The sequence below is a fragment of the Pseudomonas sp. Marseille-QA0892 genome, assembly GCF_054950135.1.
This window is the reverse complement of sequence record NZ_CM143104.1, coordinates 296,043-308,829: the sequence shown is the minus strand read 5'-3', so window position 1 is coordinate 308,829 and position 12,787 is coordinate 296,043. Positions and strand designations below refer to the sequence as shown.

The following is a 12,787-nucleotide window of genomic DNA, read 5'->3' as shown; positions in this document are numbered from 1 at the left end:
TAGTGAAGCGGTTAACCAAGCCAGTAGGCTCGGGCGGCTGCGATGTCGTTATCGATAGCCGTCTTCAGCGCCTCCAAGGAGGCGAAACGCTGCTCGTCGCGCAGCTTGCGATGAAAATACACACTCATGCGACGATCATAGAGATCGCCGGTAAAACCCAGCAGATGAACCTCGAGATGGGCACGCCCGTCTCCCTGGACGGTCGGCCGCACGCCGATGTTAGCAAGCCCCTGCAGTGCCTGGCCGTCATCGGTCCGGGTACTGACCAGGTAAACGCCCGTCAACGGGACTTTCCTGCGCTTGAGCTGAATGTTGGCAGTCGGTGCGCCCAATTGCCGCCCAAGCTTCTGCCCGTGCAGCACCCGCCCAGTGATACCGTAAGTCCTGCCAAGAAGCCGCTCGGCCAAGGCAAAGTCGCCCTCAGCGAGGGCCTCTCTTACGCGTGTGCTGCTGACACGCACGCCGTCGAGCTCGATGGTGGTGGCGGCCTCTACACTGAAGCCCTTATCGAACCCCGCCTTGCAGAGGAACTGGAAATCGCCCAGACGATCGCAGCCGAATCGGAAATCATCACCCACTTCGAGATGACGAATGTCGAGGCCTTCGATCAACACGGCATTGACGAACGCCGATGCGCTCAACTCCTGCAAACGCCGATTGAAGGCAAGACAAAGGACAAGGTCGACACCCTCTGCCTCGAGCAACTCGAGCTTTTCGCGCAGGCGGGTCAGACGCGCAGGCGCACCCTTGGGATCGAAATACTCGCGGGGCTGCGGCTCGAAAATAACGACACAGCTCGGCACCTGCAACTCGGCCGCTCGCTCGCGCAGGCGCTTGAGTATCGCCTGATGGCCGCGGTGAACGCCGTCGAAATTACCGATCGTGGCGACGCACCCTCGATGGTGGGCGCGAAGATTATGTAGACCTCGAACCAGCTGCATAGCACGCATCTTGTTCACAAAGTGGCCGATTATACGCGCCCTGGCCGCTGCGCGACAGGGCGCGCCTTTGCGCCTGGCCCGAGGACAGGGTCCGCTCATCCTGCGAAATGGACATCACGCCATGATGTAAGCGCCTGGCGCCACTTCGCATAGGGTTAACCCACCTACTACTGCACCGCCCGGCGCGAAAACTGACGTGGCCTGAAACCGAGGAGCGCCAGCACAATGAAATACGCAGCGCCGCCCGCGGCCACGACCATGAGCAGACGGATCATCCGCTCCAGCATCATTCCCTGCTCCCAGGCAGGCATGAGCTGCATGACACCAATCAGCACGCCCGCCATGACGATGACAGCGAAACCGATCTTCAGCATGAACGTCGGCCATCCGGCCTGCGGGTGAAAGATCTGCCGCTGGCGCAGCTTCCAGAAGAGCAAGCCGGCATTGAGGATGGCAGCCAGGCTGATCGAAAGCGCAAGCCCCACGTGCTGCAGCGGCCCTACGAAGAGCAGGTTCATGAACTGGGTCGCGACGAGGGTAAGCATGGCGATACGGACCGGCGTACGGATGTCCTGGTGCGCGTAGAAGCCGGGCGCCAACACCTTGATAAGAATGATGCCAAGCAGGCCCACCGCGTAGGCCATCAACGCCCGCTGAGTCATCAATGCGTCCGTAGCGGTGAACTTGCCGTACTGAAATAGCGCAACGGTCAGCGGCTCGGAGAGCAATGCAAGGCCGACCATGCAGGGGACCACCAACAACAGGCAAAGGCGCAACCCCCAGTCGAGGAGCCTTGAATACTCGTCATGATTTCGGTTGCTCGACGCCTTGGAAAGCGAAGGCAGCAGGATTGTACCCAACGCCACGCCCAGTACGCCGGACGGCAGCTCCATCAAACGGTCGGCGTAGTACATCCAGGATACGGACCCCGCCGCCAGAAAAGACGCAAAGACGGTATTGATGATCAGCGAGATCTGCGCAACCGATACGCCCAGGATCGCAGGGAGCATCTGCTTGAGTACGCGCCAGACGCCCGTGTCACGCAGATTAAGCCGGGGAAGCACCAGCATTCCGATCCGATGAAGATGAGGCAGCTGGTAAAGCAGCTGAAGCAGGCCGCCCGCGAGCACCCCCCAGCCCAATACCATGACAGGGGGCTCGAAATAGGGCGTCAGGAAAAGCGCGAACAGGATCATGGACACGTTCAGGAGCGTCGGCACAAAGGCCGGCACACTGAAGCGGTTCCAGGTATTGAGAATGGCACTGACGAACGACGACAGGGAGATCAGGAGGATATAGGGAAAGGTCACTCGCAGCAGGTCGGTCGTGAGCCCAAAGCGCTCGGGGTCGTTGGCGAATCCGGGCGCGCTCACCCATACGATTGCCGGCGCAGCCAGCACACCAACCAGCGTCACCACGGCCAATGCGAGGGTCAGCAACCCTGCCACATAGGCAATGAACGTGCGCGTGGCTTCCTCCCCCTGCTGGTTCTTGTATTCGGCCAGAATAGGAACGAAGGCCTGAGAGAACGCGCCCTCGGCAAAAATTCGCCGGAGTAGATTCGGCAGTTTGAACGCCACGACAAAGGCATCACTGGCCGCACCGGCGCCAAACACCCGAGCGATAATGGTGTCACGAACGAAGCCCAGCACCCGCGACAACATTGTCATCGAGCTGACCGCGGCCAATGACCTGAGTAGATTCATGTATGCTGCGCACCTGAATGTCGACGCCCCATCCACTTGGGCAGGGCATCCAGAGAAGAAGGCGCCGAGTGTAGAGCCGGACACCAAAGAAATCACCCGTCGCAGCTGACGGGCCGTCGGTCGAAGGGCGCCGGCATCGCTTGACAAGCGCCAGAGTCACCGGCATGATTCGCGGCCTTATTTGTTCGTATCCCCATTTTTTAGGAGCTTGACGGTGGCAAATACACCTTCTGCCAAAAAGCGCGCTAAACAGGCTGAGAAGCGTCGTAGCCATAACGCCAGCCTGCGCTCCATGGTTCGTACCTACATCAAAAACGTGGTCAAGGCTATCGATGCCAAGGACCTCGAAAAAGCCCAGGCTGCATACACGGCTGCCGTTCCGGTCATCGACCGCATGGCAGACAAGGGCATCATTCACAAGAATAAAGCTGCTCGCCACAAGAGCCGCCTGAATGGCCACATCAAGGCCCTCGGTCAGGCTGCTGCTGCGTAAGCGAGCACGCTACAAAAAACCGGCTTCGGCCGGTTTTTTTGTGCTTGCTGGAACGCTACTTCAGGCAGCTATTTATCACGCTGCAAGCCCTCGAAGAGCCAGCGACATGGCAAGGGCAATCCCATACCGATCGCCCCACCATACGACGACGCCTTCAGGTCAGGCTCTAGCCGATAATGCGTCTACTCAAGGCAGCCGCCGCCCTTCATTCGGCACCACTTAGACCAGCACTAAATTGTCTCGATGCACGAGCTCCGGCTCACCCATATAGCCCAGTAGCTGCTCGATTACATCGGACCCGCGCCCAATGATCTTTTGAGCTTCCAGGGCGCTGTAATTGGTCAATCCGCGCGCTACCTCGCGCCCCTCACCATCGATACAAACCACCATCTCACCGCGACGAAACGCACCCTGCACTGCGCGCACGCCCACGGGAAGCAAACTCTTGTGGTCAGCCGTCAACGCCTTGACCGCACCATCGTCCAGAACCAGCGTGCCACGGGTCTGGAGATGCCCAGCCAACCATTGCTTACGCGCTGCGAGCATTTCCCGCTCAGGCGTCAATAAGGTTCCGAGACTTTCACCGGCCTGCAGACGCGCCAGCACCTGTTCGATACGGCCACCCACGATAATGGTGTAGGCCCCGGAACGCGCGGCGAGCCTTGCCGCCCGAAGCTTGGTCTGCATGCCGCCCCGACCCAGCGCACCACCCGTACCTCCCGCAACCGCGTCGAGCGCGGAATCGTCAGCGCGCGCCTCACTAATAAGCGCAGCATCAGGATTCGAACGAGGGTCGGCGTCGAACATGCCATCTCGATCGGTCAGGATCACCAGCAGGTCGGCCTCGACCAGGTTGGCCACCAAAGCCGCCAAGGTGTCGTTATCACCGAACCGGATTTCGTCGGTCACGACCGTATCGTTCTCATTGATGACGGGCACAACACCGAGATCAACGAGCGTCCGCAGCGTACTACGGGCATTGAGGTAACGCTTGCGATCGGAAAGGTCGTCATGAGTCAGAAGGACTTGAGCCGTCTGCCGACCACGCTCCCCAAAGCTCGACTCCCAGGCGCGGATCAGCCCCATCTGACCGATAGCGGCCGCGGCCTGAAGCTCATGCATGGCCTTAGGGCGCTCAACCCAGCCAAGCCGGCTCATTCCAGCCGCGACAGCACCGGAGGAGACCAGAACAAGCTCAATGCCCGCCTCGTGCAGCCCGACCATCTGCTCGACCCACACCGACATGGCATCACGATCCAGGCCACGGCCATCCGCAGTAAGGAGCGCACTACCGATCTTAACCACCCAGCGACGCGCACCCGCAACCTTCTCCCGCATACATCCACTCCGCCCAAAACCTTACCTGATCCCGCGAGCAGCCGGATCAATCCCTGACATAGATAATTTCCGGGCCGTCCTCGTCATCGAAATCGTCGTCATCGAAATCATCATCGCTGACGTCATCGACACTCTTGAGACCCGAACGACGCAGCGCGCGGCGATCATCGAGCGCCTGCAACCGCGCACGCGCCTCGTCTTCGATTCGCTGATCAAGCTCAGCTACTGCTTCTGCGTACTCGGGCTCTTCAGCCATACGCAGTGTGCGCTCATCGAGATACCGCATGATTTCCTGGCTAAGCGCCTCGGTGCCTTCCCGCTCGAGCGCAGAGATCACGTGAACCGGTCCCGTCCACTGCAGCTGTTCGACGATCGCTTTCAGGCGCTGTTCACGCTCATCATCGAGCAGCTGATCCGCCTTGTTCAGAACAAGCCAGCGATCCCGTTCGGCCAAAGCCGGACTGAATCGCTCCAGCTCGCGAATGATGGCCTCGGCCGCATCAGCCGGATCACTTTCGTCCAGCGGCGCAATGTCGACAAGGTGAAGCAGGAGACGCGTGCGCGCCAGGTGCTTCAGGAACCGGATCCCAAGGCCAGCACCATCCGATGCGCCTTCAATCAGACCTGGAATGTCCGCAACCACGAAACTCTTGTAGCGGCCAATGCTGACAACTCCGAGATTCGGCACGAGGGTAGTGAATGGATAATCCGCCACCTTTGGCTTGGCAGCGGACACCGAGCGGATGAACGTGCTCTTGCCTGCATTCGGCAGGCCCAGCAAACCAACGTCCGCCAGGACTTTAAGCTCGAGCTTGAGATCACGCGCCTCACCCGGCTTGCCCGGCGTTGTCTGCCGTGGAGCCCGATTGGTACTGGATTTGAACCGCGAGTTACCCAGCCCGTGCCAGCCGCCCTGCGCCACCAGCAAACGCTGGCCCGCCTTGGTCAGGTCACCAATGATCTCCTGCGTACCCGCATCGATCACCGTGGTCCCCACCGGCACCGGAAGGATCAGGTCATCACCCTTGCGACCTGTACAATCCTTGCTGCCACCATTCTCGCCTCGCTGCGCGTCGAAGCGACGGGTATACCGGTAATCGACGAGCGTATTGAGGTTCTCGTCAGCCTCGATATAAACCGAGCCGCCGTCACCACCATCCCCACCATTGGGACCGCCCTTTTCAATGAACTTCTCTCGCCGGAAGCTCATCAGGCCATTACCGCCGTCACCGGCTTTTACGAATATCGATACTTCATCGACGAATTTCATAGAACGCCTCCCGCCCCAAGGCGGGCCGAGTAAACAGGAAAAACAGAGACCGCGTCATGATGACAGCGAGTCATTCAAATCAAAACTGGCGCGACGAGGCACACCAGAAACAAAAAAGCCCCGTCAGAAGACAGGGCTTTTTCGACGAAACCTCGATCAGGCAGCGACTACGCTGACGTAGCGACGACCGAATGCACCCTTGGTTTCGAATTTGACCACGCCGTCCACTTTCGCGAACAGAGTGTGATCTTTGCCGATGCCGACGCCGTAGCCGGCGTGGAACTGAGTGCCACGCTGACGAACGATGATGTTACCGGCCTTGATGACCTGGCCGCCGTACAGCTTCACGCCAAGGCGTTTGCTTTCTGAGTCGCGACCGTTGCGGGTAGAACCGCCAGCTTTTTTGTGTGCCATGTGTCATAGCCTCCTAAAAGATGATCAGGCCTGAATGCCAGTGATCTTGATTTCGGTGAACCACTGACGGTGGCCCTGACGCTTCATGTGGTGCTTACGACGGCGGAACTTGATGATGCTCACCTTGTCGTGGCGGCCTTGCGAAACGACTTCAGCAACGACCTTGGCACCGTCGACTACCGGCGCACCGATGGTGACGTCGTCACCGTTGGCAACCAGCAGAACGCGATCGAACGTGATGGATTCGCCAGTGGCGACTTCCAGCTTCTCGACCTTGAGGAATTCACCTTCGGCAACCTTGTATTGCTTGCCACCGGTAACGATTACTGCGTACATGGATTATCTCCGTTGATCCTGCTCACCCAGCGCTTTATAGAAAGAGTGTTGGCTGGCATGGCTGCCCGGCGCAGGAAGAGGCGCACGAGCAATTGCGTAAGGCAGGGAAATGCCCAGGGAAGTTCAGGGTGCGCGATTGTACGCAAGCCCAAGCCGTGGCGCAAGCAGCGCCGGCCCTTGCCTTGACAGCCCCAGACGTGCCCCATAGCATGCCGCGCAACCGATGAGGAGTGACACCGTTGACGCAACCCCAGGCCTTCTACAGCGTGGTGGCGGATGATTTCGCCGCCGTCGACGGTATTATCAAGCAACAGCTCACGTCTCATGTGCCGCTGGTCGAGAAGATCGGTGACTACATTATCTCTGCTGGCGGCAAGCGCTTGCGCCCGCTTCTGGTCCTTCTTTGTGGCAAGGCACTCAACCACCAGGCCGAAAACCTTCGCCTGCTGGCGGCCACCATCGAGTTCCTGCACACCGCCACCCTGCTTCACGATGACGTCGTCGACATGTCCGGCATGCGCCGCGGCCGCTCGACCGCCAACGCGCTATGGGGCAACGCGCCAAGCGTTCTGGTAGGCGACTTCCTCTATTCCCGCTCGTTCGAGATGATGGTCGAACTCGAGTCCATGCCGGTCATGCGCATTCTTTCGAAGGCCACCCGGATCATCGCCGAAGGCGAGGTTCTGCAGCTGTCCAAAATTCGAGACGCCAGCACAACCGAAGAAACTTACATGGAAGTCATTCGCGGTAAGACTGCCATGCTCTTCGAGGCATCCACGCATAGCGCTGCGGCGCTTGCCGGGGCGCCTGCGGACCAATGCGAAGCACTTCGGACATTCGGGGACCACCTCGGCGTAGCCTTCCAACTGGTGGACGATCTGCTCGACTACCGCGGCGATGCCGATACGCTTGGCAAGAACGTCGGCGACGACCTTGCCGAAGGCAAGCCAACGCTTCCGTTGATCTACACCATGCGCGAAGGTAACGAAGCGCAGTCGGCACTCGTCCGTCGCGCCATTCAGAAAGGTGGCATCGACGATCTGGAGAGCATTCGAGAAGCCGTCGAAGCCGCAGGTGCCCTCGACTATACCGCTCGACTCGCACGCCAGTACGCCGAGCGCGCCATTGCCTGCCTCGACACCCTGCCCGAAAGTCAGTACCGAGATGCCCTCGCCGACCTGAGCCAGTTCGCCGTCGCTCGTACCCACTGACCCTGCGTCGCACGCGCCTTCACGGCGCAAGCGCCCTTCTGCTCATTCGAATAAGGCTTCGTCCAGGCCGCTGGTCGGCCTAGGGTCCAATTAGCGCTTGCTATTCCAGCGATAGGAATTATTCTCATTCGAGAATGATTAACGCGGAGAGCACGACATGACCTATCTGATCGACGCTTGGCTGGAACGCCCCCATCCCTATCTCAGGATCCTGCACAGAGACACCGGCAAGGTATGCGCTCAGCTTGAAGGTGACGCGCTCAATGAGCTGCAGGAAATGGGCGATCTGGACCTTTCGGGCCTTTCATCATCGGAGCCGCCGATACTCAAGGAGCTCGTCCGCGACCTTTTTCTCTTCTGCTATGCAAGGGCCCTGCGCCCGACTGTTGAGTCGCAGGGCTGAGCACGTTAGAGAATCTCTAGCAGCTCGACGTCAAAGACCAGCACGCTGTGCGGCGGGATATTGCCTACGGCCTGGCCAGCGTAGGCCAGTTCGCTTGGCACGTGCAGCCGCCACTTGCTGCCGGTCCCCATAAGCTGAAGAGCCTCCACCCAGCCACGGATCACACCGCCAACCGGAAACTCGGCCGGCTGGCCGCGCTCGTAGGAGCTGTCGAAGACCGTGCCGTCGATGAGCGTGCCGTGATAGTGAGTACGGACATGGCTCTGGCTCGACGGGCGAGGACCCGCGCCCTCAGTGAGCACTTCGTACTGAAGTCCGGACGGCAACACCGTTACGCCTTCGCGTTGTGCGTTGCGCTCCAGATACGCGCGACCATCCGCAGCGACCGCGTCCGCCTTGGCCTGTGCCTCGGCCTGCATCCGCTCACGGATGACACGGAAGGATTCCGCCAGCGCGTCCTGCCCTACGCGGCTCGGGCTGTTGCCGAACGCGTCGTTGATACCGGCGATGACAGCATCGAGGCTGATGCCGGGCGGAGGATTCTCACGCAGCTGATCGCCCAGCTGACGGCCAATGCCGTAGCTGACACGGCTTTCATCGGTAGAGAGATCGAGATCGGACATGCTTACTGCTCCGCTGTGGACGCCAAAAGGCGGCAAGCCTAGCACAGACGGAGCAGCGGCCCGACCTACCAGGTCGAGCGGAGGGCTATCGGCACGCGCAGGGGTTCGCGCCTGCCAGCCGGCATGCCACACATTTCGTCGTGGGCCTCCGCATGTACGAGGTGGAAAGGCACCTCAGCGAGCCCCTCCAACGCCTGCCTTGCGTGCTGGACGGAGCGGTAGCGAATCGCGGTGCCGTCCTTCGACTTCACGAGGGCTCGGCCGCCGTTGTGGTGCGCCTCCAGCAGATAGATCCCACCTTCGAGGGATAGCACGTCCAGTGCTTCGATCCGCCCGGCACCCGCGTGCTGAAACAACTCATCGAGGGTCATCGCTATCCTCCTGTCCGCCGAGCGGCTCTCCCGCCTCGCATCAAAGGTTCGCTCCGGCGCGCTCAATGCTTGGTCAGGCGGTCCAGATAGCCCATTGCAAACGCCGAAACCACAAACGTCATGTGAATGATCACATACCACATGAGCTTGTCGTTATCGATTCGTTGCGCCTCCATGAACATGCGTAGCAGATGAATGGACGAGATCGCCACGATCGACGCGGCGACCTTCATCTTCAAGGAGCCGGAGTCCATCTTGCCGAGCCAGTCGAGCTTTTCCTTGCCTTCCGCGATGTCGAGCTGCGACACGAAGTTCTCGTATCCCGAGATCATCACCATGACCAGCAAGCCGCCTACCAGGGCCATATCGATCAGCGACAGGACGACCAGGATCAGGTCCGCCTCGGTCTTTTCGAACACATGCGGCAGCAGGTGGTACAGCTCCTGGAAGAACTTCAGCGCGAGTGCGAGCACAGCCAGCGACAACCCCATGTAGATGGGCGCGAGCAGCCAACGCGAGGTGTACATCAGATTTTCGATAAAGCGTTCCATGAATCGCCTCCGCAACAAAACGGCGGCGAGTATATCCAGTCAGGAACAGAGCCAGCTATCGTGCAGCATCGGTGTCGGCCTTGCCACCAGGGCCGTGCGGGGAATGCCTACGTGTAAAGGCGAGAGTGATCCACAACGGTCTGCCCTACACCATTCACCTTGCGCAGTTCGGCCTGCATGTGTAGGCGCCAGCCCAGCGGGGACTCGCGGGTTTCGTAGCCTTGCGCGATCAGATTCGTGGCAATGGCATCGAGGACCGATTGCGCCATGCGAGAGCCACGAAACGGGCCCTGCGACTTGGTGACGGTTGGCTGCTTGCCTTCGATACCGGCAGAGCAGATCAGTGTCCAGAGGCCTTGGTCGCCCGCTACCGGCCGGATGAGGCATTCGATCCGGGTCACCATTCCAAGGCACTGTCGGGTAAGACAGAGAGAGCCAGGCATATTGCGTTCCTCGCGACTGCGTTGTGTCGGCCCATGACCGAGCTGCAACACTCCGCAGCCCGATGTTGAAGGGTAGACACACGCATTCTTCGCAAAGTTGCGCCACCTGGAATGTTGAATTTCAACGTCTGCGATGTGAGCGGGCGCCCTGCGTCGGAACCTTCGGATCCGGCGTGGCGACCGCCTTGTTCAGCTCGTCGGTCATCGCCTTCGCCGGGCCTTTCTCCTCCTCTTCGATTCCCATTTCCGCGATCTCGCGCAGGCGCTCGACGACGCGCGCGTTGACGCTGCCTTCGGGAAAGCGGCCTTTTTCGTCCAATTCACCGGCCGGCTCACCCACGAGTACCGCCAGTGCCTCGTCCACCTGACTGACGGAATAGACGTGGAAACGCCCTTCCCGAACCGCGTCCAGCACACGGTCGTCCAGCATCAGGTTCACCACGTTAGCGCGTGGAATGATCACACCCTGCTCGCCCGTCAGCCCTCGTGCCTCGCAAAGACGGAAGAAGCCTTCGATCTTCTCGTTCACGCCACCCACGGCCTGCACTTCGCCGAACTGGTTGATCGATCCCGTGATGGCATAGCACTGCTTGAGCGGTCGCCGTGAGAGCGCTGAAATGAGCGTACACACCTCGCCGAGCGAGGCACTGTCGCCATCCACATAGCCATAGGACTGCTCCAGTGCAATGCTTGCCGAGATCTCAAGGGGAAATTCCTGCGCGTAGCGGCTGCCCAGAAAGCCGGTCAGGATCATCACGCCCTTCGAGTGGATAGGTTGGCCAAGATTGACCTCTCGTTCGATATCGACGATCCCGCTACCACCCGGGTAGACCGTGGCAGAGATGCGGGCCGGCATGCCGAACGCGGAGTCGCCGATTTCAAGCACCGTGAGTCCATTGCATTTGCCGATGGCAGCGCCGTCGGTGTCGATAAGGATGATCCCAGCAAGCATGTCATCCAGTACGCGTGCCGATACCCGCCCTGTGCGCGTCGCCTTTGCCTTCAGTGCGCGCTCGATATGGCCGACATCCGTGACCGTCTCACCGGCCAGATCGCGGATGAAGTCCGCCTCGCTGACCAACTGGAACAAGTCGCCGATTTTTGCTGACAACCGCCGCTGGTGCTCAGCGAGGCGCGCGCTGTACGTCGCCAGCCGCGCCACGGCCGCTCGCGTCAGCGGTGCCAGGCCTTCTTCTGACGTACGTGTTTTCAGCAGTTGTGCAAACTGTTCGAGGCTGTCTTCGCCCAGGCCGATCTCCTCATCGAAATCGACGAGCACGCGAAACATCTCCTGGAAGTCCGGATCCAGGTCCTGAAGCGTGTAGTACAGCTGACGTGAGCCGATAATGACGACTTTTACCTGAAGCGGAATGACCTCCGGGGTCAAGGTCACCGTCGCCAAACGACCGAGTTCGGCCAAGGGCGACTCCATCTTCAGCTGGCGCGACTGCAGCGAGCGCTTCAGGGCGTCCCAGACGAAAGGCTCGCCGAGCATCTTTTCCGCTTCCAGCACCAGGTACCCGCCATTGGCGCGGTGCAACGCGCCCGGGCGCAGCTGGCGGTAGCTCGTGTAGAGCGCACCCTGGTCAGTGCTGTACTCGATACGCCCGAAGAGGTTGTCGTAGGTGGGGTGTGGTTCGAAGACCACGGGCGCACCACCGCTTGAACTGTGCCCGACGATCAGGCTCGGCGCATACTGCTCGACCAGCAACTCGCGCCGCTGCAGGTCGGGCTTGTCATCGACCAGCACATCGATGACCGTCTTCAGCAGATTCACCTGCATCGCCTGTAGATACGCGCATACGCCGGCGCACTCCGCATATTTCTCGGACAGCGGCGCCAGCAGTGGCTGCAATGCGAGCGTGATGGTCTCTTCGTTCAATTGCCGGAGCTGATTGCTCGACTCCCGCTTCCATTGAGGGAGGCTCGCCAGCTCCTCGTTCAATCGCTCCTCGAGCGCGGCGATATCGGTATGGAACCGCTCCCGCTCGGATTCAGGCAACTGCGCGAACTCGGCTTCATCCAGCGCCTTGCCCTCGTTCATGGGCGTGAAGGCGATATTGGTGCTGTCGCGGTACAGCGCAATGCTTTTCTCCAGCGCGAGGCGCTCGATCACGTCGAGTGCCTTGTCATAGCGCTGGTTGAACGCTCGGTCTATACCGCTTTTCTTCTGCTGGAACGTGGGGTGCTCGAACACCGTCGGGAACGTGGCCAGCAAGTTATCGATTAGACCGTTGATGTCATCAATGAACGCAGACGCCGTCCCTGGCGGCAATTCCAGGGAGCGCGGCTCGCGTGTCTCGTCGAAGTTGTTGACGTAGACCCAGTCGCTCGGTGTCGCCAGGCGCTTGGCCTCGGCCTGCAGGTAGCGTTTGACGAACGAAAACCGGCCGGTACCCGGCTCACCCATCACAAATACGTTATAGCCCGGCCGCGGCATCGCCACGCCGAATTGCAGCGCCTCGACCGCGCGCTCCTGCCCCAGCACACCGAGGAACGGTTCCAGATCGTCGGTCGTGGTGAAATCGAACTGATTGGAGGCGAAGGGGCGCGTAAGCGCTTCAGGTGGGAGGCGAAGGGAGGCGACAACGGAATCAGGCATGAAGGTTCCTTGTACGGCAGCGGCACACGGCTGGTATTGGCAACGATTCTGGCGCCGCCCCTTCACCTCGATCAAGTTGAATCGG

The 12,787-nt window shown here is 60.3% G+C and carries 14 protein-coding genes; 3 read left to right on the top strand and 11 right to left on the bottom strand.

The window, feature by feature from the left end; genetic code table 11:
* Positions 1–11: 11 nt before the first annotated feature.
* Both ribF and murJ read right to left on the bottom strand, forming a co-directional pair.
* A complete protein-coding gene (gene ribF / locus ACY8D3_RS01325; protein WP_462381191.1) occupies positions 12–941 on the bottom strand; it encodes a bifunctional riboflavin kinase/FAD synthetase in 930 nt (309 codons plus the stop codon).
* Positions 942–1,108: 167 nt separating this feature from the next.
* On the bottom strand, positions 1,109–2,647 hold the full coding sequence (murJ, locus tag ACY8D3_RS01320) for a murein biosynthesis integral membrane protein MurJ (protein WP_462381190.1): 1,539 nt from the start codon (positions 2,645–2,647) through the stop codon (positions 1,109–1,111).
* Between the two features lie 214 nt (positions 2,648–2,861).
* Here murJ and rpsT point away from each other — a divergent pair, with 214 nt between their 5' ends.
* Positions 2,862–3,140: a 30S ribosomal protein S20 gene (gene rpsT / locus ACY8D3_RS01315; protein ID WP_462381189.1), complete on the top strand. Its 279-nt coding sequence runs from the start codon at positions 2,862–2,864 to the stop codon at positions 3,138–3,140.
* A gap of 219 nt (positions 3,141–3,359) precedes the next feature.
* Here rpsT and proB read toward each other — a convergent pair whose 3' ends face one another.
* From proB to rplU, 4 genes are all read right to left on the bottom strand, one after another.
* On the bottom strand, positions 3,360–4,478 hold the full coding sequence (gene proB / locus ACY8D3_RS01310) for a glutamate 5-kinase (RefSeq protein WP_462381187.1): 1,119 nt from the start codon (positions 4,476–4,478) through the stop codon (positions 3,360–3,362).
* A 46-nt stretch (positions 4,479–4,524) separates the two neighbouring features.
* On the bottom strand, positions 4,525–5,748 hold the full coding sequence (cgtA, locus tag ACY8D3_RS01305; RefSeq protein ID WP_462381185.1) for an Obg family GTPase CgtA: 1,224 nt from the start codon (positions 5,746–5,748) through the stop codon (positions 4,525–4,527).
* A gap of 156 nt (positions 5,749–5,904) precedes the next feature.
* Positions 5,905–6,162, bottom strand: a complete 258-nt coding sequence (gene rpmA / locus ACY8D3_RS01300; RefSeq protein ID WP_462381184.1) for a 50S ribosomal protein L27 — start codon at positions 6,160–6,162, stop codon at positions 5,905–5,907.
* 24 nt (positions 6,163–6,186) lie between these two features.
* Positions 6,187–6,498 carry a 50S ribosomal protein L21 gene (gene rplU, locus ACY8D3_RS01295; protein WP_188984015.1) on the bottom strand — a complete coding sequence of 104 codons (312 nt, stop codon included), beginning with the start codon at positions 6,496–6,498 and terminating at the stop codon, positions 6,187–6,189.
* Between the two features lie 239 nt (positions 6,499–6,737).
* Here rplU and ACY8D3_RS01290 point away from each other — a divergent pair, with 239 nt between their 5' ends.
* Both ACY8D3_RS01290 and ACY8D3_RS01285 read left to right on the top strand, forming a co-directional pair.
* On the top strand, positions 6,738–7,709 hold the full coding sequence (locus ACY8D3_RS01290) for a polyprenyl synthetase family protein (RefSeq protein WP_462381183.1): 972 nt from the start codon (positions 6,738–6,740) through the stop codon (positions 7,707–7,709).
* A gap of 157 nt (positions 7,710–7,866) precedes the next feature.
* A complete protein-coding gene (locus ACY8D3_RS01285) occupies positions 7,867–8,112 on the top strand; it encodes a PA4570 family protein (protein WP_462381182.1) in 246 nt (81 codons plus the stop codon).
* A 5-nt stretch (positions 8,113–8,117) separates the two neighbouring features.
* On the opposite strand, the gene ACY8D3_RS01280 is transcribed toward ACY8D3_RS01285, so the two are convergent.
* From ACY8D3_RS01280 to ACY8D3_RS01260, 5 genes are all read right to left on the bottom strand, one after another.
* A complete protein-coding gene (locus ACY8D3_RS01280) occupies positions 8,118–8,735 on the bottom strand; it encodes an FKBP-type peptidyl-prolyl cis-trans isomerase (RefSeq protein ID WP_462381180.1) in 618 nt (205 codons plus the stop codon).
* A gap of 65 nt (positions 8,736–8,800) precedes the next feature.
* On the bottom strand, positions 8,801–9,106 hold the full coding sequence (locus ACY8D3_RS01275) for a DUF6482 family protein (RefSeq protein ID WP_462381179.1): 306 nt from the start codon (positions 9,104–9,106) through the stop codon (positions 8,801–8,803).
* 62 nt (positions 9,107–9,168) lie between these two features.
* The gene (locus tag ACY8D3_RS01270) at positions 9,169–9,657 is read right to left on the bottom strand and encodes a TIGR00645 family protein (protein WP_462381178.1); all 489 of its coding nucleotides are present in this window, start codon (positions 9,655–9,657) and stop codon (positions 9,169–9,171) included.
* Between the two features lie 107 nt (positions 9,658–9,764).
* On the bottom strand, positions 9,765–10,100 hold the full coding sequence (locus tag ACY8D3_RS01265; protein WP_462381177.1) for a PA4575 family protein: 336 nt from the start codon (positions 10,098–10,100) through the stop codon (positions 9,765–9,767).
* A gap of 121 nt (positions 10,101–10,221) precedes the next feature.
* Positions 10,222–12,702 (bottom strand): Lon protease family protein, encoded by a 2,481-nt coding sequence (locus ACY8D3_RS01260; protein ID WP_462381175.1) that lies wholly within the window; start codon positions 12,700–12,702, stop codon positions 10,222–10,224.
* Positions 12,703–12,787 lie beyond the last annotated feature (85 nt).